19 protein-coding genes are annotated in these 24895 nt (G+C 30.3%); 5 read left to right on the top strand and 14 right to left on the bottom strand.

Annotation, left to right across the window (positions count from 1 at the left end; all coding sequences use genetic code 11):
* Positions 1-7: 7 nt before the first annotated feature.
* Positions 8-1180: a MalY/PatB family protein gene (locus tag ACZ5N4_RS03330; RefSeq protein ID WP_464207151.1), complete on the bottom strand. Its 1173-nt coding sequence runs from the start codon at positions 1178-1180 to the stop codon at positions 8-10.
* 318 nt (positions 1181-1498) lie between these two features.
* On the opposite strand from ACZ5N4_RS03330, the gene ACZ5N4_RS03325 reads away from it, so the two are divergent.
* Entirely contained in the window at positions 1499-3517 is a 2019-nt protein-coding gene (locus ACZ5N4_RS03325) for a sigma-54 interaction domain-containing protein (RefSeq protein ID WP_464207149.1), read from the top strand.
* A gap of 59 nt (positions 3518-3576) precedes the next feature.
* Here ACZ5N4_RS03325 and ACZ5N4_RS03320 read toward each other — a convergent pair whose 3' ends face one another.
* Together ACZ5N4_RS03320 and ACZ5N4_RS03315 are read right to left on the bottom strand one after the other, a co-directional pair.
* Positions 3577-5943, bottom strand: a complete 2367-nt coding sequence (locus tag ACZ5N4_RS03320) for a heavy metal translocating P-type ATPase (RefSeq protein WP_464210820.1) — start codon at positions 5941-5943, stop codon at positions 3577-3579.
* Positions 5944-5975: 32 nt separating this feature from the next.
* Positions 5976-6341 (bottom strand): ArsR/SmtB family transcription factor, encoded by a 366-nt coding sequence (locus ACZ5N4_RS03315; protein WP_464210818.1) that lies wholly within the window; start codon positions 6339-6341, stop codon positions 5976-5978.
* Between the two features lie 406 nt (positions 6342-6747).
* Between ACZ5N4_RS03315 and ACZ5N4_RS03310 the strand changes: the two genes are divergently transcribed.
* Positions 6748-7899: an MFS transporter gene (locus tag ACZ5N4_RS03310; protein WP_464207147.1), complete on the top strand. Its 1152-nt coding sequence runs from the start codon at positions 6748-6750 to the stop codon at positions 7897-7899.
* 105 nt (positions 7900-8004) lie between these two features.
* A complete protein-coding gene (locus ACZ5N4_RS03305) occupies positions 8005-9159 on the top strand; it encodes an aminotransferase class V-fold PLP-dependent enzyme (protein WP_464210816.1) in 1155 nt (384 codons plus the stop codon).
* Positions 9160-9204: 45 nt separating this feature from the next.
* On the opposite strand, the gene ACZ5N4_RS03300 is transcribed toward ACZ5N4_RS03305, so the two are convergent.
* The 4 genes from ACZ5N4_RS03300 to ACZ5N4_RS03285 form a co-directional block, all read right to left on the bottom strand.
* Positions 9205-9870 (bottom strand): L,D-transpeptidase family protein, encoded by a 666-nt coding sequence (locus ACZ5N4_RS03300; protein WP_464207145.1) that lies wholly within the window; start codon positions 9868-9870, stop codon positions 9205-9207.
* A 490-nt stretch (positions 9871-10360) separates the two neighbouring features.
* Positions 10361-10792 (bottom strand): hypothetical protein, encoded by a 432-nt coding sequence (locus ACZ5N4_RS03295; protein ID WP_464207143.1) that lies wholly within the window; start codon positions 10790-10792, stop codon positions 10361-10363.
* Between the two features lie 163 nt (positions 10793-10955).
* A complete protein-coding gene (locus ACZ5N4_RS03290; RefSeq protein ID WP_464210814.1) occupies positions 10956-11549 on the bottom strand; it encodes an HDIG domain-containing metalloprotein in 594 nt (197 codons plus the stop codon).
* 80 nt (positions 11550-11629) lie between these two features.
* Positions 11630-14059, bottom strand: a complete 2430-nt coding sequence (locus ACZ5N4_RS03285) for an ATP-dependent DNA helicase (protein ID WP_464207142.1) — start codon at positions 14057-14059, stop codon at positions 11630-11632.
* A 268-nt stretch (positions 14060-14327) separates the two neighbouring features.
* Here ACZ5N4_RS03285 and ACZ5N4_RS03280 point away from each other — a divergent pair, with 268 nt between their 5' ends.
* Together ACZ5N4_RS03280 and ACZ5N4_RS03275 are read left to right on the top strand one after the other, a co-directional pair.
* Complete coding sequence (locus ACZ5N4_RS03280) at positions 14328-15620, top strand: SH3 domain-containing protein (RefSeq protein WP_464207140.1); 1293 nt, start codon at positions 14328-14330, stop codon at positions 15618-15620.
* Between the two features lie 581 nt (positions 15621-16201).
* Positions 16202-16570, top strand: a complete 369-nt coding sequence (locus tag ACZ5N4_RS03275; RefSeq protein ID WP_464207138.1) for an HsmA family protein — start codon at positions 16202-16204, stop codon at positions 16568-16570.
* A gap of 49 nt (positions 16571-16619) precedes the next feature.
* Here ACZ5N4_RS03275 and ACZ5N4_RS03270 read toward each other — a convergent pair whose 3' ends face one another.
* The 7 genes from ACZ5N4_RS03270 to ACZ5N4_RS03240 form a co-directional block, all read right to left on the bottom strand.
* Positions 16620-17747: a DUF1648 domain-containing protein gene (locus tag ACZ5N4_RS03270; RefSeq protein WP_464207136.1), complete on the bottom strand. Its 1128-nt coding sequence runs from the start codon at positions 17745-17747 to the stop codon at positions 16620-16622.
* Positions 17748-17792: 45 nt separating this feature from the next.
* Positions 17793-18173 carry a GntR family transcriptional regulator gene (locus ACZ5N4_RS03265; protein ID WP_464207134.1) on the bottom strand — a complete coding sequence of 127 codons (381 nt, stop codon included), beginning with the start codon at positions 18171-18173 and terminating at the stop codon, positions 17793-17795.
* Between the two features lie 48 nt (positions 18174-18221).
* Entirely contained in the window at positions 18222-19010 is a 789-nt protein-coding gene (locus ACZ5N4_RS03260; RefSeq protein ID WP_464207132.1) for a YhfC family intramembrane metalloprotease, read from the bottom strand.
* A 624-nt stretch (positions 19011-19634) separates the two neighbouring features.
* The gene (locus ACZ5N4_RS03255) at positions 19635-20843 is read right to left on the bottom strand and encodes a transglutaminase domain-containing protein (protein WP_464207130.1); all 1209 of its coding nucleotides are present in this window, start codon (positions 20841-20843) and stop codon (positions 19635-19637) included.
* Positions 20844-20967: 124 nt separating this feature from the next.
* Positions 20968-21342 (bottom strand): SdpI family protein, encoded by a 375-nt coding sequence (locus ACZ5N4_RS03250; RefSeq protein ID WP_178908339.1) that lies wholly within the window; start codon positions 21340-21342, stop codon positions 20968-20970.
* A gap of 371 nt (positions 21343-21713) precedes the next feature.
* Entirely contained in the window at positions 21714-22457 is a 744-nt protein-coding gene (gene ymfI, locus ACZ5N4_RS03245) for an elongation factor P 5-aminopentanone reductase (RefSeq protein WP_464207128.1), read from the bottom strand.
* A gap of 141 nt (positions 22458-22598) precedes the next feature.
* Positions 22599-24812 carry a methyl-accepting chemotaxis protein gene (locus tag ACZ5N4_RS03240; protein WP_464207126.1) on the bottom strand — a complete coding sequence of 738 codons (2214 nt, stop codon included), beginning with the start codon at positions 24810-24812 and terminating at the stop codon, positions 22599-22601.
* Positions 24813-24895 lie beyond the last annotated feature (83 nt).

Here is a 24895-nt window from a genome sequence, read left to right as displayed (position 1 = left end):
TTATTCTTTATAATTTATCTATAGCTGTTTTTAATCTATCTAAAACCTCTTGAACTATTGACCTTGGACATGCTATATTCATTCTAATATAGCCTTCACCTTCAATACCGAACGCGTATCCAGCATTAAATGCTACTTTTACTTCATCTATCATAAATTTAGTTAACTGATCTTTCTCCATTCCAAGCTCTCTACAGTCTATCCATATTAAATAAGTTCCTTCTGGTCTATTTGGCTTTATCTTAGGTATATATTTCTCACAGTAATCCTTTACTAAATCAACATTTCCTTGTAAGTATTCTAATAGCTGTTCAAGCCATTCTTCTCCATTTCTATATGCTGCTTCAGTTGCAACAAGGCTGAAACAGTTATTTCTTTTAATATCAATTAAAGTCCATGCATGATCAAATATTTGTTTTTCTTCTTCAGTTGGAAAAATTACATATGAAGCCTGTAAGCCCGCAATATTAAATGTCTTACTTGGTGCACTACAAGTTATAGAATTTTTGAAAAAGTCTTCTGAAATCATTCCAAATGGTACATGTTTATTACCCTTGTATATAAGATCAGAATGTATTTCATCAGAAACAACTCTAACGCCATATTTTAAACAAATGTCTCCAAGTTTTACTAGCTCTTCCCTAGTCCATACACGACCTACTGGATTATGAGGGTTACATAATAGAAGCATTTTCGCTCCTGATTTAGCCGCTTCTTCTAAGTTCTTGTAATCCATTACATAATTTCCATCAACTAATTTTAAAGGATTAATTACTAACTCTCTGTTATTGTTATTCACAACGTCAAAGAATGGAGAGTACACAGGTGTTTGAATTATTATCTTATCCCCTGGCTTTGTAAATTCTTTGATTATTACATTTATTGAAGGAATAACCAATGGGCTATGAATGATATGTTTAGGGTCAACCTTCCAACCATGTCTTTTTTCTAACCATTGACTAATTGACTCATAATAAGAATCTGGTCTTGATGTATATCCGAATATACCCTGTTCTAATCTATTTCTCATTGCGTCAATTACAGGTTGTGGTGCTTTAAAGTCCATGTCCGCAACCCACATTGGTATTAAGTCACCTTTTCCATATTTAAGTGTTAACTCATCATATTTTGCTGCAAAATTACTTTTTCTGTCTATAATTTCGTCAAAATTATATTTCATTTTTGGTCCTCCTTGTATGGTAATTTTTATTTTCTTAATAATTAATTTCAAAGTACTTGCAAATACATTATTTATATAAGCAATTATGATGCCAATGTGTAATACGAGAAATATTATCCGATTATCAAGTATTTCATTAGCAATTTACAAAATAAATAGGGTAAACGGGTTATTTAAAATCCATTTATCCCATTTACCCCATTTTCCTATTAATTTTTATTAAACCACATTTGTAATATAGTAAAATTAATATTAAAATTAAATATAATTAACCTACTATCCCTTAAAATGATTTGTAATAAAATTAATGGAGGTAACATGAAAAAAATAGCCGTTGTTACAAACTTTTCAACTGTAGCAAAACTACATAAAAAAGTATTGAAAGATTTATTTTTAGATTTGATAACTGTGGATACCTACTCCTTCGATAACGATCCTATTACCCATATAATAGAAGCAGATGTACTACTAATATCTCTTTATTCCATATATGTAGAAATAAAAAAATATATACCTGCAAATGCAAAAGTGATTATTCTAGCAACCACAATTACGCAAGAACAATATGAAAAGATTATTAAAATTCCATCTACTTCACAGATACTTCTGGTAAATTATAGCCCTGAAATGGCTATGGAAACATTGTCCCTATTCAGGCAAATTGGTTTAACTCAATATGATTTTATTCCTGTTTATCCTGGTAAAAAAAATATTCCAAAGCTTGATATTGCTTTAACACCTGGTGAAGCAGATAAAGTTCCATCTTTTGTTAAACAAATTATTGATATAGGACATAGAACTTTAGATATTTCAACTCTAAGTGATGTAGCTATCAAAATAGATCGCGAAGACTTATTAAGAAGTGATAGATTTTTAAAGTACTTTAAAAATTTGAAGAAGGCATCAAGCAGCATTTCTACATTATTAGATAGAGCAACTATTCTAGAAAGTAGGTTCTTTGAATTACTTAATGTAATTGATGAGGGTATTATTGCTACTGATGTAAACGGAATTATTTTTGCCTTAAATAAAAAAGCTTCTGAAATATTTAAGCTAAATTCAAAGAATATTGGAATGAATGTTGTAAGTGTTATCCGTCATTCTTCAATAAAAAAAGCAATTGAAAAAAAGATATTAATTGATCAAGAATTAATAAATATTAATAGTAATTATATTTCCTTTCAAATTGTGCCTGTTAAAACGGCAGGCGATATAACTGGATTTTTAATTATTGCAAATATATTTGAGGAAAAGGAAAAAAGCCAGCATAAATTGAGAACTCAATTGCTCAGCAAAGGACACAAAGCACGATATACATTTGAAAGTATTATTGGAGTTAGTGATATTATTGAGGATACTAAGAATATGGCTAAAAGAATGGCTAAATCAAATTCATCTATACTAATCACTGGAGAATCCGGAGTTGGAAAGGAACTTTTCGCTCAAGCTATTCATAATGCTTCCACTAGAAAGAATTATCAATTTGTAGCGATTAATTGTGCTGCCATTCCTAATAATCTTCTTGAAAGTGAACTTTTTGGTTATGAAGAAGGTGCTTTTACTGGAGCAAAAAAAGGTGGAAAGATGGGAATGTTTGAAATAGCTCATAATGGAACGTTATTTCTTGATGAAATTGGTGAAATGCCTTTGCAATTGCAAAGTCGTTTACTAAGAGTCATTCAAGAAAGAGAGGTTATGCGTATTGGTGGGGAAAATATTATCCATGTAAACATAAGAATTATAGCTGCTACAAATAAAAATTTGAAGCAATTAGTGAAAGAAGGTAAGTTTCGAAGTGATTTATACTATCGCTTAAATGTGTTGCCTTTAGCAATTCCACCTTTACGAGAAAGAGGAAATGATGTATTAGTATTGTTTGAACATATAAGAAATCAAATAGGTGCAACTTATAAGCTATCCGACAAATCAAAAAACTTTCTATTAAGATATAATTGGGAAGGTAATCTAAGAGAGCTAAGAAATTGTATTGAGTATCTAGCATATCTTGAAAAAGAAACAATTGAAGTAAATGATTTAAACAAGTTCCTTATAAGTAATGATCATAACGTAACAAATAATTTAGAAGATATTAATTTAATGGATTGCAGAACTTTTATTCTCAAATGCTTATACGATTCTAGAAAAGAGTTAAAAGGTATTGGACGCCGCAATATATTAGATAAAGCCCGTGAGGCAGGTGTGTTTATAACAGAAAGCGATGTAAGAAAAACACTTGATGATTTATCTAATGAAGGGCTCGTTCGAATTCAAAAGGGCCGCGCTGGAACATCCCTAACTTCAGAAGGATTAAAAGAAGTATTAGAAATAAAGAAATAGATGAGAAACATAGCCTCATCTATTTCCTTATAAAATTTCTACGAAAACTTAGTAATATTTTATATTTTTTCTATTTTCATTGCTCTCATAGCATTTAATACTGCTATCAATGCAACCCCTACGTCGCCGAATACTGCTTCCCACATGGTAGCTATTCCAAATGCACCTAAAATTAAAATTACTAGTTTAACTCCTAAGGCAAAAACTATATTCTGCATTACTATGCTTTTTGTTCTTTTAGCTATCTTTATTGCAGAAACTATTTTATATGGCTCATCTGTCATAATAACTACATCAGCCGCCTCAATAGCTGCATCTGAACCTACTCCCCCCATAGCTATCCCTATATCTGCTCTTGCAAGCACAGGTGCATCGTTTATTCCATCTCCAACAAAGATTAATTTTCCCTTAGATGGTTTTTGTTTGTCTAAAATCTCGACTCTTTCAACCTTTTGATCTGGAAGAAGTTCTGAATATATTTCATCTAGCCCTAAATCTTCTCCTACTTTTGTGCCTACAACTTTAGTATCTCCTGTGAGCATTACTGTCTTTTTGACTCCTACTGATTTTAATGCTTTTATAGCTTTAGCTGAATCCTCTTTTACTTCATCGGATATTATAATGTATCCAGAATATTGTCTGTCAACAACTACATAGACAATGGTACCAAGTGATTGTATCTTATCATAAGAAATATTCTGTTTCTCCATCATCTTAATGTTTCCTGCAAATATTTCTTTATCTTTTAATCTTACTTTGATTCCCTGACCTGGTATTTCTTCATAGCTCTTTATTTCACTCTTATTTATTTCTTTACCATAAGCTTTCAAAATTGAAGTTGCAATTGGATGATTTGAGTAACTTTCTGCAAAAGCAGCATATTGTAATAGCTGATCTTTTGTTAAGTTATTTTTAGGTTTTATTTCAGTAACCTTAAATACGCCTTTTGTTAGTGTACCTGTTTTATCAAATACTACTATCTCAACATCATTTAAAGCTTCTAAATAGTTCCCGCCCTTAACTAATATACCATTTCTAGATGCTCCTCCTATTCCTCCGAAGAAACTTAAAGGTATGGATATTACCAAAGCACAAGGACATGATACAACTAGAAATACTAAGGCTCTGTATATCCACTCTGAAAAACTTGCTCCACTTATAACTAACGGCGGAATAAAAGCTAAAGCAGCAGCTGATATAACTACGAAAGGAGTATAATATCTTGCAAATTTTGTTATAAAGTTTTCTGTAGGTGCTTTTTTGCTGCTTGCATTTTGAACTAAATCTAGTATTTTAGCTACTGTAGATTCACTAAATTCTTTTGTCACCTTAATATTCAAAAGACCATTTTTATTTATAAAGCCAGCTAGAATGTTATCTCCATTCTGCACTTCTCTTGGTACAGATTCTCCGGTTAAAGCCGAAGTATCTACCATAGATTTTCCATCAATTATCTTTCCATCTAGTGGAACTTTTTCTCCTGGTTTAACAACTATTATGTCTCCTATATTTACGTCTTCTGGAGATACCTTTTTTATAAGTATTCCATTTTTCACATTTGCGAAATCAGGTCTAATATTCATTAGTTCAGAAATTGATTTTCTTGAGCGGTTAACTGCAATATCCTGGAAAAACTCTCCAACCTGATAAAATAGCATAACCGCTACGGCTTCCGGATACTGCCTAATAGCAAAAGCTCCTACAGTTGCAATCCCCATTAAAAAGTTTTCATCGAACACTTGTCCCTTAGAAATATTTTTTAGTGCTCTTAAAATAACTTCTCCACCTATCAGTATATAGCTAACAAAATATAATATAAATTCAACTGTTGCCGAGAAACTAAATGCACAGGCTATTCCAAAAATTGCTGCTCCTATTCCTAACCTAAACAGCTCATTTTTATCTAGTTCTTCCTCGTCTCCCTCGTGACTATGTCCATGCGAGTGCTTTTTATTTTTAATATCGCTTATCACTTTTACATCCGGTTCAATTCTATTAACAATTCTTTCTATATCTTCAACTATTCTTTTTTCATTCTCTCTATTTATAACCTCTATAGTTAGCTCTTTTGAAATAAAGTTTATAGAAGCTTCTTTCACGCCAGATATATTTCTAGATTCTCTTTCTATTTTAGCTGCACAGTTGGCACAACATAATCCTTCAAGTATTAGTTTCTTTTTATAAGAATTGGACGTATTCATTTCATTTATCTTATCATTGGATTTTGTAACATTTACAGTATCTTTTCCAGCAGCTATAAGGCTTGCTATTTTTTTTGCTTCTGAGGTGTATTTTTTCTTAGAGGTATATTTTTTATTAGAGTTATTTACCTTTCTTACACTATTAATACTTGCCATTCCTGTTTTTGATATTTTGACATTGCCTTTAGGCTGTTTTAGGCTCTTGGCTTTAGTGATCATTTTTATCCCCCCCCTTTTAATAATAAGAACACTTTGAGCTATTTTTCATTTATATGTATTAGCCCCTGATCAAATATTTGTTTTACATGTTCATCATCTAGAGAATAATATACAACCTTACCCTCTTTTCTAAATTTAACTAGTCTAGTTTGTTTTAATACTCTCAACTGATGTGATATTGCTGATTGAGTCATTCCAAGTAATGCAGCCATATCGCATACACACATCTCTGACTGAAATAGGGCACATAATATTTTAATTCTTGTGGTATCTCCAAATACCTTAAAAAGTTCTGCTAAATCGTATAGTGTTTCTTCCTTTGGGATACATTCTCTTACTTTAGTCACCAAATCCTCATGTATTATTTTACAATTACAACTTTCAATAATATTCTTTTGTTCCATCAAACTCATTTTCCTCCTTTTAGTCGGAACACTGGGTAATTCTGCTCCTTTCCCTTCGGGAACTGGGTAACTTAAGATGTTCGCTTCCGCTCACAAGTTACCCGTAAAAGTTCATTTAGAACTTTTACCTAGCAAAATTACCCGTTAAAGTCCATTTAGGACTTTAACCTCCTCTTAATCTATATTCATTTTAACTTTATAATTCATTATATGCTTCATATGAATATTTGTTCATATATTCATTATATAAATATAATTATTTTCCGTCAATAGCTTGTACACATTATTTTTATTAGCGTTATTAGTAATAATATTAAATTTGCTTTATAATATTATAGTATTCTAGTTTTTAATTTAGGCATCTTTGACTCGTTATTTTCTTTCAGATGTCTTAAATGAGGTGTGTATGAAAAATAAAAACTTACTTTTTAAGCTTAACTCCTTTTATTTTATAATTTATGGATTCATGGCATGCTATTATCCTTTCATTACTCTTTATTTTACAATCAAAGGCTTGAGTTATTCACAAATTGGCATAGCCTTAGCTGTTAATTCCTTAGTAGGTGTTATAATTCAGCCAATTTGGGGATACATAACAGATAAATATTTTAACAAGAGGTCATCTCTACTTATATCAATAGTAATAAGCTGTATTGTTGTATTGTTATTTTCACTAGTTAAAAGTTGGATACCAATACTGATAGTACTTATTATATTTATGATTTTTTTAAGCCCTATAGCATCTTTAGCAGATTCCTATTGTTATGATCTAATGGAAAAAGATAAAGCTATACAATATGGCAAGGTAAGGCTAATGGGATCTGCAGGCTATGCCGTTATTGCTCTCGTTATGGGAATTATTATAAAGAAAACCAACATAAATAGCACATTTTATGTCTATTTCATTTTGTCTATAATTGGATTTTTTCTATTAAAAACTGTATCTTTTAAAGGAAGGCCTGCTGCTTACAAGATAAACCCTAATGATTTATTAGTGTTGATTAAAAATAAAAAATTTTTCGTATTTATAATAACGGTTTTTTTTATAAATATATCCATGGGGGCAAATGGTAATTATATTACAATACTTATACAAAAAACTGGTGGAGATGTATCTAACCTTGGGCTTCTATGGTTTGTTGTCGCAATAAGTGAGCTTCCCGCTTTTTTCTTTGGCAACAGACTATTAAAGAAAGTTGGGGATATGAATCTCTATATAATTTGCTTTATTCTATACATTCTTAGATATTTTTTAGACTCTATATGCCAAAATTATAATACTGTAATATTAATACAGCTAATGCAAGGAATAACTTTCCCTTTGTATTTAGTTGCAGCATTAAACTATATCAACAGAATTGTACCTGAAAGAATGAGGACTTCTGGAATAACCTTATATTCTGCTATTGGAGTCGGACTAGGCAGCTTTGTCGGAAATATGGGTGGTGGCTTTCTTCTTCAGTATTCAAATGTATTTTTTCTTTATCAAATTCTATCCTTCAGCAGTGTTATTTCTCTTGCTGTATCCCTAATACTAAAAAAAATAAATAAAAATTAGTTTCTGCATATCTAGGAAAATTAACTTTCGTCCTTATAACCCTATATTCAGTAACACTTTCAAAAATAGTACCATATTATAATCTATGGTACTTTGTATGAAGGAGTGTTTGTATTGGGAATATATCTTGATAATGCTGCTACATCTTATCCAAAACCTGATGTGATGATTAATAAAATGACAGATTACATTAAAAATATTGGTGCTACTGCTGGAAGAGGCGGATATAAAGCTGCCGTTGAAGCTGATAGGCTAGTTTACTTTTGTAGAGAAATGATTTGTAAGTTATTTAACGGAAGTGACCCTGCCAAGGTCATATTTACCTCAAATATTACCGAATCATTAAATACTGTAATTAATGGCTTTTTAGCAAAAGGCGATCATGTTATAACAAGCGGCATAGAACATAATGCTGTGTGGAGGCCATTAAAAACGCTAGAAAGAGATAAGTGTCTAGAAATTTCAACAGTTCCATGTACTAAAGAGGGGATTACTAATGCAGAAGATATTGAAAAACTTATTAGACCAAATACTAGGCTTATAGTTTTTACACATGCTTCAAATGTACTAGGAACAATTCAGCCAATAAGTGAAATTGGTAAAATTGCTAAAAGACATAATATTAGATTACTTGTAGATTCAGCTCAAACCGCTGGGGCATATCCAATTGATGTAGTTAAAGATAACATAGATATTTTAGCATTTACCGGACATAAAAGTCTTCTTGGCCCAACTGGCACTGGCGGTTTTTTAATAAATTGTGATTTATGCATTGAACCTTTAAAAGCTGGAGGAACTGGTGGTGACTCAACACTTGAATTTCAACCAGATTATCTACCAAACAGATACGAGGCTGGTACACCAAATGTTGCGGGAATTGTAGGACTTGGTGAATCTCTTAAGTATGTTCATACAATCGGGGTAGATAAAATAAGGGAAAAAGAGGAATCTATTATAAATTATGCTCTAAAAAGACTTTCTGAAGTTAAAGATATAGAAATATACGGACCTAAAGATTCAACAAAAATAGTTGGAGTTATAGCTTTTAATTTAGGTGATATTCCTGCTGAAGATGTTGCCCATGAACTAGATGCTAAATACGATATCATGGTTAGAGTAGGACTTCATTGTGCACCAACAGCACATACGTTAATGGGAACGCTAAAAAAAGGAGCCGTTAGAATCGGAATAGGTTATTTTAATACTAAAAAGCATATAGATGTTCTAGTTAAAGCATTAAAAAGCATAAGTAAAAAATAAATAAGAAATGCGGGCAATAACTTGCCTGCATTTTCCATCTATTTTTTACTTATAAATCTCTACTAAAGTCCCAATAGGTGCATATTGTTTCACAATGTTTATATCTTCATTTGTGAGAGCAATACATCCATAAGTCCAATCATATTTATTGCCTCCTCCATGAATACCCACTGCTCCACCTAGAGGAGTGTTCCAGGTTGGCTGCTTTTTCTCATCTATAGCCTGTTTAATTCTATTATATACATCCTTATCAATAAGACCTTTTTCTAATCCCCTTTGAGCATCATTGATATTAGGATAACTCAAGCCCATAAAGTATGTATATTTAGTTTCTCCAGTTCTAGAACAAATATAGTAACTTCCCTCTGGAGTTCTGTTATCTCCCTCTTCCTCTTTATCTTTCCATGGGTCTCTTCCAAGCCCTATTTTAAATCTTCCAATAAGCTTTTCATCACCATAAAGCTCTAGTATTCTTTTTTCCTTATACACCTTAATCATATTTTGTGATGGCATGTCTTTAGGTTTATCAAAAAAAATTTCTGAATCATTCTTATTTTTTTCTTTATTATTTCCTATAGACGCTTGTTGAGATTTTTCATTAATACTGCCGCTTTTTACATGCTTTCTGATAGATAGACCAGAAATAGCTGCTATTAATAATATTCCAAATATCAAAAATATCAAAGGAAAAGCTTTATGTTTGTTTTTCATGCTATCACCCATTTCATGTTTTTGTCAATTAATTTTCTTTTTAATATTTTCGTTATTTTTTATTTTTTCTTCACTTATATATTATCTTAATTATACAATTTTTACATATATATAGAAAATATTTAAACAAAATAAAATTCATCCAAAGTAATATGTAAGATTAAAATAAGGCAAGTATTATAAAAATTATGCGACACAGTTTTTATAGGAAAAGTAGCTAGAAAGTCAGCTTATACAGAGGGATATGTTTCCAAAGCTGAAGTAGATTTAAAAACTTTGTGTCAGTCTTAGCGAAGAGCTTTAAGAGAACCTTAGAACCTTTAGACCTGTTTGAGCACAGCGAGTTTTGTCGAAGGTTCTTAGGTTGTCTTGAAGCACGAGCTTTAGACTGGCTAAAAGTTTTTAACGTGCTGAAGCTTGGAAACATATCACGGCGTATAAGCTGACTTTCAGCCTATGCCCTATACAAAGAGCTTATGTCGCATAATTTTTAAATTCCTAATACCGATTTAACCCATTCCATTACATTTTCACTATTTCTACCTTGAGATTTAAAATTATTATATCTTTTGTTATATTCATCTAACTTTTGTTTATATTCAGATAGATCCTTATTATATTGAATTAATTTATTATTATAATTTATAACTGTATTATTCCATTCTTCACTATTGCCTTTTTCCTTAAGAGTTTCCATTTGCTTTTTTATTTTCTCTAGCTCCTGATGCTGTTTTTCTATTTTGATACTCATTTCCTCAATATCTTTTTTATCACTTTCTAACACAACGTTTATTTCTTTAATCCTTTGCTGATCTTTAGGATATTCTCTAGCTTTTATATCTACCAAACCAGCTATACATACTATGAAAAAAACTAATATAACTATGGATATCTCTAATATAAATGATTTTAATCTTTCCATTATGTCATCCCCTTTAAATTTAATGTATGTTAATATTTTTTCTGTTAATTATGTGACAACCTACTTTTACAATATGAACATTAATGGAAAAGTATCACCAATTTTTTATTAATTTTATAAAAAATAAAAAGAGATGTTGCCAATGCAACATCTCTCTTTGTTGTTATACACCTACACCCATATGCTTTTCACATTCGTTAATGAAGTATTTCATATTTTTCTCAACTTCTTGTACTTTTTCTTTTGTCATATTTCCTCTTCCCAACCTATCACAGGTAGAGAATAGTGCTATTTCATCAGCATTTACCTCTGAAAGCATACTCTTTATATCTGCAAAAGGTAGTTTTTTAACTATAAAAAGCGTGTGCATGTGCCATCTTACCAGAGAAGATACCTTTCTTACAAAATCATCACTACATTTAAAATTTTTTAAAAACTCTACAGCTATTTTTCTGCCTACTTTATCATGGTCATAAGAAGTAATTCTACCTTTTCTCAATTTAGTAGTAGGAGGTTTTCCTATATCGTGAAGAAGCGCAGCCCACATAAAGGCTCTTGGATCCTCACTTTGTTTCTTCCTTTTAGCAGCTTCGTTGACGACCATCATAGTGTGCTCCCATACACTTCCTTCTGGATGATATATTGGAGATTGAGGTGTTTCAATTAATTCTCCTAATAATGTAAATGGATACAAATCTGAGAACACTCTACTTTTAACCAAATCATTAAGATATATTGAGGGTTTGTCATCATTCATTAGATGGTTATCAATTTCATCAAATATTTCATTTAAATTATCCACGATGATGTTTCCTCCTTTATTAAATGTTTTGGTACTTAGTATTTTCCCCAAAAACCTTTAAGATTATTTTCTATATCTTTAATACTTCTAACACCTAAATTAGGATACCATTCTTTAGGAAAAAGCTTTTTATATTCTAAATCCGAAAACCTATCATCAATAAGAATTATAACACCTTTGTCAATTTCTGTTCTAATAACTCTACCTGCCGCTTGTAAAACTTTATTCATTCCAGGATACATATAAGCATATTTAAAGCCTTTATTATCTTTTTTATTAAAATAATCCATAATTATATCTCTTTCCAAGCATACCTGAGAAATTCCAACACTTACAATAATAGTTCCAATTAACCTATCATATTTTAAATCTATGCCTTCTGAAAATATTCCTCCAAGCACTGCAAAAGCTACCATAGTTTCTTCATTATTTTCCTTAAATTCACTTAAAAATAACTCTCTTTCTTCTTCTTTCATAGAGCTATCTTGAATTAAAGTCTTAATATGAGGATACTGCTCTTTTAATTCACTATAAACATCTTTCATATATTTATAAGAAGGAAAAAATACTATATAATTTCCTTTTTTACTACTTACAGTTGTTTTAATATACTGAACGATTGTTGAATAACTTTTTTCTCTATATTTATATCTTGTCGGTACTCTATCTCCAATCAATATTGCCCTATTATCTAATGGAAATGGAGATTCTAACCTTAAAATATAATCGTTATCACATCCACCTAACATATCCTTAAAATAATTTATAGGAGCCAGTGTTGCTGAAAAAAATATTGAGGCTTTCGCTTGCTTTACTCTATCATATAGTAATGACGATGGATCTAAACAAAACATTTTTATTTTAATATCGTTATCTTGTTCTTCTATATAAGTAACATATGCATCGTTATAAAACTCTGATATTCTTATAAAGGTCAATATATTAAAATAAAGTTCTAATAACTGTTCATGTCCTTCTATTTTATTATTTTGAGTAAGCCACTGTTCTGATTCTGAAACAAGCTTTCTCAGTAAAGGATAAATCTCTTCTAAGTTATTACTTTGAATATGAGGATTTTTATATAATTTCTTTAATTTTAGCATATAGGAGTTAATCTTATCTAAAGCTTTATATATTTTGAGTTCCTTATTTTTCATTATCTTTTTTAATTCTAAAAATTTACTCTTATAAAGCTCTGCTGAAAACATATCTCTGGCCCTATCTACTAAATTATGAGCTTCATCTATTAAGAAAACGTAATTTTCATCATTATCAAAAAATCTCCTTAAATATACTCTGGGATCAAAAGCATAATTATAATCACATATAATACAATCTGCTAATAAGGCTAAATCTAGAGAAAATTCAAAAGGACAAACATTAAATTCACGGGAATATCTTATTATTGTTTCTCTATCCATGATATTCTCTTCTGATAAAACTTTCCTTAATGCATTATTTATTCTATCAAAATGCCCTTTGGCAAATTCACATTCTTCTGGATTACAGGATGATTTTTCTTTAAAACATATTTTGTCTTTAGCAGTTAATGTAACTGATTTTAACTCTAATCCTTTATTTATCATTAGCCTTATAGCTTCTTCTGCTACACTTCTTGTTATTGTTTTAGCAGTTAAATAAAAAACCTTCGAAGTTAAATTTTCACCCATAGCTTTTATCGAAGGAAATAATGTAGATATGGTTTTACCTATTCCTGTTGGTGCCTGTACAAAAATATTTTTCCCTTCTTTTATAGTTCCATATACCGCCACAGCTAGTTCTCTCTGGCCTTTTCTGTAACTACTAAATGGAAAATCTATATTTTTTATTGAATTAGTTCTTTTTATATTCCAATCTTTTATTAGATTAGCCCAAAAATAATATTTTTCTAATAAGTCATTAAAAAAACTTTCTAAATCATTAATATTAAAATTTTGTATTAACTTTTTAGTTTCATTATCATTTATGTTATAGTAAGTGATCTGCACATCTATATTTTTCAAACTATTTTGCAGAGCATATATGTAAGCATAACATTTGGCTTGAGCCCAATGAAGATGGTTATAATCTTCATCTACAGTTTCCAAAGGTCTTGTTACAGTTTTAATTTCATCTATAATAAAATTATCTCCTTCTATTATTATTCCATCTGCACGACCTTCAACTATAAATAAAAAATCTTTATATTCAATATTATGCCTTAATACTACCTCAGCATAATATTCCTTTTTAATATTTTTATTATTTACAAGTTCATCTATAGGAATTTGTTTTTCCTTAGAAAACTTATCTTTGTATTCTTTTTGAATTTTTTGGTGGGCTTTTGTTCCTTCCAATGCTCTACTGCTTCCTGTGAATCTACTATCTAAATCTCCACTTCTTAAAACAAATTCTACCAAATTCCTTACGGAAATCTTTATCTCATTGATTTGCATAAAATCAACTCTTTTCTCATTCTTAATCATTTCATAATTAACAAAGTCAAAACCTTATTATAATATTTTATATAATTTATGTTTTATTTACAATTCAAATTTTATAATATTTATGTACATCTTTGTACCAAATCCACTAAAATTTATGATAAAATATTAATGTATGATAAATACATGTAAGATATTACTATAAACTATTAATTATTTAAATTTGTAAACGATAATAGCTTTGAATTTAAATTTAAATGAAACTTTTAATATAATTTATATATAAAAATTAAATAACAGGGGGTACAGCATGAATAGATCTAAAAAGCTAGTTTTTGCTTTCTTTGTTTCCGCAGCCATCATGAACAGTAAATGTCTATTACATAATAATGTACATGCTGCTGGATTTTCACCTAATCCACAAAGTAGTGCTTACACTAGTAATACAAATATTTTTACTAAGTATGGTTACAAAGGTCAATGTACTTGGTTTACATACGGAAGGGCTCTTGAAAAACTTGAAATATCACTGCCTTCTGAATTTTATGGTAATGCAGTAGACTGGTGGTATGCTAATGAAAAAGATCATGTATATAAATACGGTACTGAGCCAAAACCTAATTCTATAGTAGTATGGTCTGGCGGGAAATACGGTTATGGCCACGTAGCTTTTGTTGAAAGTGTTGAAGGAAATACCATATATTTTAATGAAGGAAACTTTAGTGTAAGAGGTGATTACGATGGAACTGTAAAATCTTTATCAAAGGAAGAAATAAAAGATAGAGGTAACTTACATCTGAAGGGATATATATATCTTAACGAAAAGTATTCTTCATCTGAAACTGATAAAACTCCAGCTAATAATACACCACCATCTACGCCTAATGAAACTAATACAAAAAAAGGTGTTGTAAATTTATCTAGCACAAGTTCATCATTAAATGTTAGAAATAGTGGTAGTATTTCGTCAGGCATTCTTGGTACATTAAAAAAAGGAGATACAGTAAGTATAGTTGCTACTTATGGAGATTGGTATAAAATTAAATTTAATTCATCCTATGGATATGTAAGTTCTAAATACATAAGTACATCTACATCAGATGCTTCATCTAGTACACCTCCAAATACTAGTAATTCATCAACATCAACAGATAAGGCGCCTACTTTAAAATCTGGCACTGTAAACTTAAACGATAAATCCTCTGCGCTAAAATTTAGAAGCACTCCTGGTGGACAAGTTGTAGGATCTTTACCACATGGTACAAAAGTAGGAATTCTAGAAACTAGTGGCAGCTGGTATAAAGTGAATATCAATGGAACTGTTGGTTATATATCTGCTAATTATGTATCAGTGTCTCAAACTCAAGGGACTGCTGCTGAGTCATCATCCGCTACAACTTCTTCAGTTAGCAAAATTGGTACCGTAAATCTTAGTGATGCATCATCAACATTAAATTTAAGAAATACTCCATGGACAGGACGAGTATTATCAGCTTTACCTTACGGAAGTAAAGTAGAAATTTTAGGTACTAGTGGACGCTGGTATAAAGTGAAAGCTGGTTCTGAAGTTGGATATGTACACTCTGACTATATTAAACTATAAAGGCATATTGTTATATAATAATTCCATGCAGAAAATTCAGTTATAAGATTTATGAAGTGAAACTTGAATCAGATGGGGTTTCGTCTACGACCCTGGGCTTTGCCCGTTAAATGCCATTTAGGCATTTAACCCACACCTGATTCTTAGTTGAACGAATCCAGGGACGTAGCCGCTCTTTACTCCCGCTTTGAGAAAAGCAGGCATCCAAAATCTATGATTTTGAGATGATCGCTTTCACAGAGTGCGAGGGAGTATTAGAGCGGGTAGTCATCGGATAAACTAATAAAAAAGTAATTTAGTACGGGGAACCTAGATATCTAGGTTCCCTTTAATTGCCACTACATTATGTATTGATATTTCAATATATTGATGTTATAATATGAACACAGTTCATAAAAAATAATAATATGCCAAAGCTCATTGAAAATGCAAGAGAAAATCTATTAGTTAAAATCTCTATCTCTCACATTAAAATATGAGATATTTTTTTAAAACTATATGAACTTAGTTCATATAAGAGAAAGCAAATATTATTTAAATGAATTTAATTTAAAAAATTTAGTTTAAAAGGAGAAATGAATATGTTAATTTATGCAGTTGTTTTTATGAATTTAGCACTTTTATTCTATACAGTAGGTGTATGGGCTGAAAAACTCGGAGGGAGACTTAAACCTTGGCATTTAGTAATGTTTTTTATTGGTTTAGCATGTGATACAACAGGTACATTAGTTATGGAGTCTATAGCAAAAACTTCGTCAACTGGAAGTGTTATTCACGGAATTACAGGTTTAATTGCCATAATTTTAATGATCATTCATGCTCTATGGGCAACTTATGTTTTAATTAAAAAGAACGAAGCAATGATTGCAAAGTTTCACAAGTTCAGCATAGCTGTTTGGTTAATATGGCTAATTCCATTCTTATCTGGTGCTATTTCTCATATGAGATAAACATAGAATTAAAAGACCGAAAGTTAACTTTCGGTCTAGTTTAATATCTTTACCTAAAAAATAGTGGCATTGCTATAATTAAAACTAACAATACAATTGTTATTATTATGCTTTCTATTCTTCCATAATTCATAGTCCAACCTATACCAAATCTTTTTTCAACAAAAAGCGATGGGTCATCTTTATTAACATATATGCTATTTCCAAGCTTCCAGTACTTATCATCATCTCTATCTACTAAACCACTTGAAGTATTGGTCTCTCTTTTTAATTTTATTCTACTTCCACCTTGCCCTGTTGTTAAACTCATATATATAGATAAAACAAAAACTATACCTGTAAATGAAAATGTAACTGCCATCATACCTTTTCCACTAGTATTTATAACTTGAAGTATGTTTAAATTTGCATAGGTAAAAAGAAGATTAATCAGTATAACCATAATTACCATGTACCCAGACCATCTACGCCTAAAAATTATATTCCTCTCTCTTGATTCTTCTGGATTAGATGCATTTATCTGCTGCTTTGACCATCCTATAATCTTGTATGAGAAGAATAATACCAAAGTCATAAAAAACTGCACAAAAGGCATTTGCAGCATAGCCTTATAGGATTTTTTAGTCCATCCATCCACCTGACCTAATGCATTCCAGTGAGTAGGTATTAAATCTGGAAGTCTATCATAAACATTTATACCTATAATTATATTCACTATTATAATAATTCCAGGTATTATAAACCACCAAGGTGATACTAAAATGCCTTTTCTCTTGTCCTTAGTAAACTTAGTATCTATTACTGTAACTGGCTTTTTAGTTTTATACCAACCATTCTTATCTTTAATCTCTTTCACTTTTTTATTTGATCTATAATAAATTAAAAATGATATTATTAAATATAAACATATACCTACTATTTGAGTAATAACCCAAAACTTTTCTGATAAGTATACAAGAACAGAAAAAACTAATATATAAATCACAGATATCACAAGATTATTTTTAATATATTCTTTATATATACTTGTTAACTCTTCCTTTGCCACCTCTTCCTCTGGTACTCTAACACCAAAGTAGATATCTTTTCTTGTAAGCCTAGGTGTAATCATTTGTATTATAAGCATTATTATAATAATTGGAACTGTTGTTATTAGAACCATAGCTTTATCACTCATAGATATATTCCTCCATAAAATAGCTTTTAATATTGCATTATATATTTATTTTCTTTTATAAATACTATATATCCCTTTACAGGCTTCAACAAAGTCTTCTTCACTAACTCCTCTACAGTACGCTTCCGATATAATAGACTCCAATTCTTCTTTTAGTATATCATCGTACTCTCCTGAAGAAGGAATAGGGATTTTATTTACTATCGCTCCCTTTCTTCTATCTATTGTTATAAATCCATCGCCTTTTAGAAGATTATATGCTTTGTTTACAGTATGCATATTAATACCTATGTCTTCTGCCATCTGTCTTACAGATGGCAGACTCTCACCTTCATCTAATTCACCTTTAGCTATACCTCGTATAATTTGATTCTTAAGTTGTGCATATATTGGTACGTCCGATTCAAAATTTATTTTCAATAACATTTGCACCCTCCTAAACTATAGCTTTGCCTCCAAAAGTATTTAACTATTTTAATCTTTCGCTTTGCTAAACATATATTTGAATTTTATTATAAATATTAAACTAATTAAAGCCACTACTAGTAAAATAGATTCAACTATCCATACACTTTTTATTTGTCCAGTTTGAAATAACGCTGCTGGGAAATCAATTAGTGCATGTATTACTATTGCATATAAAAGATAAATATTTTTTCTATTCTTTACTCCATATAATACTAACAATGATAGTGCTATATGAAATGTTACTGCTAAGACCCTTTCCACTCCTATAACTCCAAAATAATATGGCGAGGAACTGATTAAAACTTGTTTTAGTGACTCCAATGAGCTAATAGGCACTTTTGCTCCAAGAGTTTTTTCAAACATTCCTGAGTTTATTAAATTTGAATATACAATATATTGTAAACTCATCATTCCGCCTATTAATATGGATTCAATACCACCGTGCCCAATACCATACGCCATACCATCTTTCCATTGAGTTTTGCCTTTTAGTAAAAACTTAAATCCGATGAATCTACCTACTTCTTCAAAAACTCCTGCTGCCAAACCTCCATACACCATATATATCCAAGGATTTGTAAGCATTACAGCAGTTTGCGGATTTCTAACTAGTACATACCAATGAAGCATTTTCTCCAACACCTGTGAGAATACTATAAATATTAAAACACCTACCAATACTGCTTTTATTGATATTTTATATTTTCTATAGAAATAAGCTATTAATACAAGCGGTAGTACGAAAGATAAAAGCATAGATACAATCATAAAAGTTATTGATAAATTACTTACCATAATTCATCCTCCTTTATTATATTTGTTATATAAATAATAGAACAAATATAATAAAATATCAATATTCTCTAAATCTATTTTGCTAAGCGTTATGACTTAAATAACTTATAGTAAGACCTTTTTTCTTCGCTTTCCTAATTGTATTTCAATTTTAATTATAGCTTTATCTACAGCGACAATTTTCAACCGAATTTATAAGTAATTTTTTTACTAACGAAAATTATAGATATCCAACTTCGATAATTGACTTAACTAAGGTATTCATAGGGGTATATCTGGCAGTACATTTAATGATTTTATGTTAGCTCTTAGCGAAGCTGCTTTAGAACCTCAACAATCTTAAATACTGGTGAAAAGCCTAAATGGCTTTTCACGAGCGACTTATCAATGCTAATTGATAGGTTGGTCCGACTGAGCACAGCGAGTTTATTTAAGACCATAGATATTATATGAATCTCCTTTTCCTTTTGTCAGAGGAGTAAGCGATTCGCACAAAATCACAGATTTTGGCTCTCTGCTTAACCAGCAAGCCCTTAGAGATAACTAAAATTATTAACAGTACAGAAGAGGTACCCCTATGAATGCCGCTAATAAGTCAAGCATCCAAGTTGGATATCTATGTTCCTACTTATCAAAAATTATTTTTACATATTCCACATTATTTACGTCGTCATAATATGATTTTATACTACATCCATTATAATCTATTTGTGGATTGCTTTTCATTATTTTCTTTAGAGTAGCACTCACATCATAAGTAGTTTCATCATAATTTAATATTTTCATACTTATGCTGGAGACACTATTCTCCATAGAGTTTTTAATTAGACCATAGAATTGATAGTAACTTCTTACTGTTGTAATATCTTGTCCATCATCCTTTTCTGAAACATTCAAATTGTAGTAGTTATAAGTTGTGCTATTACAAACTGGATAATTTTCATCCCATCTATGATCTGCAGATATTTGCTTATCTGTAATATTAAAATAAGAGTGCCTAAGAACATCTTTTCCATCACTTGTTATTGGATCATCCCAGGTTGGATCTAGTTGATAATATTGTCCTCCTATTTTAACAATATTCCAAGCATGTCCAATCCATTCCTCTCCGTCTTTTGCCTCACCAATGGCTACTATACTCTCTATACCTACAGCGTCTAATAAACGCTTCATTGCCCTAGCATATCCTTCACAGACCCCAGTACCCTTAATAAGTACACCATAGTCAGTATAAGATTCATCTGGCATATTTCCTGTGAAAAGTCTCTTATCATATGTAGAATGTGTTACCAAATAATCATGAAGAGCTAGCTCTTTCTCATAATCTTTCATATTAGGCTTTATAACTTGTAATATTATCTGGTTTGTCTTTTCTTGCAAAAGTTTTTCTTTATCATCAGCATTAATATGATTAGAATTTTCAACTTGTGTAACAGTGCTATCTTTAATAGTAAAATTAAATTTAACAGGTGTCTTTAACTCTTTCCCTATTGAAGATTTAAGTCCACTGTCAATTTCTAAGGTATAAATCTTGTTGTTTTCATAGCTACTTAAAGGGGTTACACTTATTGATCTATCCTCTAAATTATAACTTAGAGTAACTTGTACTTTGTTATTCGTTCCATATTCATAAACCTGTATATAGTCACTCATTTTAGTATAATCAACGGCATTATTAAATTTGATTGTCCAAACTTTTTTTGAATCTACTGCTTCTTTAGATTGCATTATTTTATAGTCTTCTTGTGCATGACAAACTCTACCAAAAATAAAGAACATAGAAAGTACAAAAGTAATTATAAAAGTTGTCATACATTTTTTACTGCAAAACAACTAGGTCACCTCCTAAAACTAAAATTGCAAATTATTATTAATATTATTTTCGTAACATTAAGCTTATTTTTAATATAAACAAAAAATAAAGAGGTTAGCAAATACTTCCTGCTAACCCTTCAATTTAGCTACTTTGCTCTTTTTTATTTAACTTCATAGGTCTGCTAATTCTTATGCCATTACTATCAAAAACTTTCTTTAAATGTTTTTCTGTTGTAAATACAGTTAACATCAATACTGGAATAAATGCAACTAAAGGAACTAAATATCCTTTACTTTGAAATAATGCAAATCCTATTTTCCCTAAAATAAGTAGTATAACTCCAGCTATTATATACTGATTAGTAGAATACTTATTTCCTTCGTCCCAAGTTTCCTGATTCTTCATTGATAAAGTTGTACGGTAACCATACCATGAATTTATTTTTTTAGGTCTTACTATTTTAGGTATTATTCCGAATCCTAATGTTACTAACCCGAAAATTAATGAATATATCACGATACCCTCAACCCCTTTTCTAAAAAATCTTATTAATCAGATAATTATGTCACTATAATAAAACAAATTCAAGAAAAAATCTAGTCTATATTCACAATTATTTTATTGTAAACCTGGATATATTATGCTTTAACAAATTTAAGAGATATTTATTAATATAATACTATTAATAAGCTAATTTTTTTAATTATATGTTAAGTTGCTCCTTATACAATTTCAAGAATAATCTATATATATTAAAACTTTATACTTTTCTATATTTTATTCACAGCCTGTGGATAAGTCTGTGAATAACTTGTACATAAGTTGTATATATCTTGTTTATTATTCGGATAAATTTTATTTTATATTTCATACAAAAACACTTAATTTTAAGTCATCCCTCCATCTACAGTTAATATTTGTCCGGTTATATATTGAGACCCTTCTCCGCATAAAAATAACACTGTTTTTCCAACATCCTGTCCGCTTCCAAACTTCCCCATAGGTATTTCATCTTCTAGCCCTTTTTTCTCATCTTCACTTAGCCAATTATTCATTTCTGTATCAATAACACCTGGAGCTATGGCATTTACTCTTATATTAGAAGGCGCTAATTCTTTTGCTAACGCCTTAGTGAACAGATTCACTGCTCCTTTTGTTGCAGAATAAATTGTTTCACAGGACGCTCCAATATTCCCCCACATTGAAGATATATTTATTATGCAGCCACATTTCCTAGAAATCATATGTTTAACTAAATTATGAGAACAATTAATTGTTCCTTTAAGATTTATATCTATTATTTGGTTCCACTCTTCTTCATTCATATCCATAAAAAGTGCAATCTTAGATACTCCTGCGTTATTGACTAGAATATCTACTTTCCCAAATTGTTCTATTGCCTTATTAACAAGCATCCTTGCTTCTTCATAAATACTTACATCTGCCCTAACTGCTATTCCAATTCCTTTTAAATCTTTTATATATTCTAAAGTTTTATTTGCCTCTTTTTCGTTAGATTTATAATTTACAACTACATTTGCTCCAGCTTTTACAAGTTCTAAAACAATACTTCTGCCTATGCCTCTTGACGCCCCCGTTACTATTGCAACCTTACCTTTTAAATTTTCCACTTATAATGTTCACTCCTTATATATTACTCAGTTAACATTAAAAACCCCTACTTAATATTAAGTAGGAGTTTTTAATATTTTAGTTTATATTAACTAAATCTATTATACTATAATAAAATACTAAATTATACCTAAATATTACTAGGCACTTTTACTTATTTCATCTTTCATATTCTCTTCAATTATAATTGTATTTTCTTCTGTCTTACTTTCATATACTTGAAACTCACTTACAAGCTTAAGAAGCTCCTCAGCACCTTCTGCATTTTTTGAAGACTGAGCCGCGATATGATCAGTCCTACTGCTAATTTTATTTATATTTTCAGATATAAGTCCAGAAGCTTCTGCACATTCCCCTACTGTAACTGTTAATGACTCCATATTTTCAGTTATATTTTCTATAGATTTATACATTTCTTCTGACAGAATCGAAAACCTTTCTACTATATTTTGTATGGTTTCTCCGTCATTTTTATAATCTTCACTTATATTTATCACTTTTTCATAATCATCAAGTACTGTATTTTTCATAACATCTAGTATAAATTCTGCAGAATCTGATAAGTGACAAACTGCCGCTAAAACTCCTCGTATATTTTTTTGAATATCTGACACGACAACAGCAGACTGCTCAGCTAACTTTCTTACCTCACCTGCAACAACTCCGAAGCCTTTTCCATTTTCGCCAGCTCTTGCAGCTTCAATAGCAGCATTTAAAGCTAATATGTTTGTTTTTTTAGATATTTCTCTTATTTGCTCCGTCATAACGGAAATATTCTCAACAACCTTAATATCCTGTAATGCATCACTCAATTTTTCTTTAGACACTGCATAGCTTTCTTGCATTTTAACTTTAGATTGATTTGTTTCTTTTCTCATAATAGTTGCTCTATCTTTTATTTCATTTGCTAATTTAAGTCCCTGTTGAGATTCAACTACAGTCCTATTTATTTCCTCTTTCGCAGATACAGTTTTTGAAGTTATATCTTCTATAAATGCCGAAGACTCCTGCATATTTGCTGTTATCTGGTCTGCAGTCTCAGAAACCCTTTGCACATTCCTATGTACACTCATAAACATATCATTTATGTTCTGTACTGAATCAAGTGTATTCTTGCTTTCTAGTTTAACACAATTTATTATATTTTCTATGTTATCAATAGCATTATTTAATGCTGATGCAGTTTGTCCAAACTCATCACTTCTTAATATCTCTATTCTATGTGATAAATTGCACTCTGATAGTTCTTTTGCATATTTTCTTATTTTTAAAAGAGGAACTTTTATATATTTTGATATTAGCAGCCCTACGCCCACTCCTATAAGAATAAATATCAGTGTAATAGCTGCTATATCATACTTAAGTATGTTCGCTTGTTTGAATATTTCATTTTTAGGCATACTTAATGCTAAAAACCAACTAGTATTGGGAATAGGCGCATATGCCATGAACATTTCCACACCACTTTCGCTGTAAAATCCTGATCCTGTTTCTCCTTTAATCATTTTGGTTTCTAACTCAGCTAATTGTTTTAATGTTGAATCCTCTTTCACATTTTTAAGCGTATTATCTTTATTCAGAACCAGTTTCATGTTTTTATGTGCTACTTTAGTTCCATCTTTATTTATTATAAAACAGAATCCGCTGTCTCCTACTTTCATCTTTTGAACTATTTCATTAAGCTTTTTCGTTGACATATTTGAAAATAATACGCCTGAAATCTTATCATCTTTATCTTTTATAGGCACAGCTACTGCAATAATTTGTTCTCCTTCAGTATTAGTCACGGGATCTGAAACTGCTGGTATACCGTTTAATGCTTTTTTTAGATATTCATTGTCTCTCGAAATATTTTCAATATCTATTCTTGTTTTTTCTCCATTTGAAAAGTATATTATTCCATTTAAATCCATGATATTTAAATTCACATAATTTAATCTCTGTGCCTCTTCTAAAAGCACTGGTATTTGATTTTGAACATTCATAGATTTAATTTCAGGTCTTTCTGCTAGTGCACTCATTACCTTTATGTCTTGCTCTAGTGTAGAGTTTATAAGCTTAGCTGACTCTGAGGCTCTGGACTTAAGAGATGATTCAATGGTGTCACCTAATGCCTTATAAGAACTATTATAAGATACTGTACCTAGGATACCGCATGTGAATATAATAAGAATTCCTATTTGAAGAGTTATTTTTACTGAAACACTATTTATAATCTCAGGTCTTAATATTCTCATCTTACTGATAAACTTTTCTAAGTTTTTATTGTTTTTCTTTTCTTTCATAGGCTTTAAAAGTTTTAACTTTTCGTAAATATCCGAAATAGTCTTCTTAAACTTTATTCTTTTTTTCACATCTAGTCCCCCTAAATCTAAATATTGAACAATCTACCATAGATGTTAATTCTAGATTTATTTTAGCACCTCTATATTCCACC

It is taken from the genome of Clostridium nitrophenolicum, from assembly GCF_055391695.1.
Note: the sequence above shows the minus strand (reverse complement) of the source record. Positions and strands in the feature narration are given on the sequence as shown.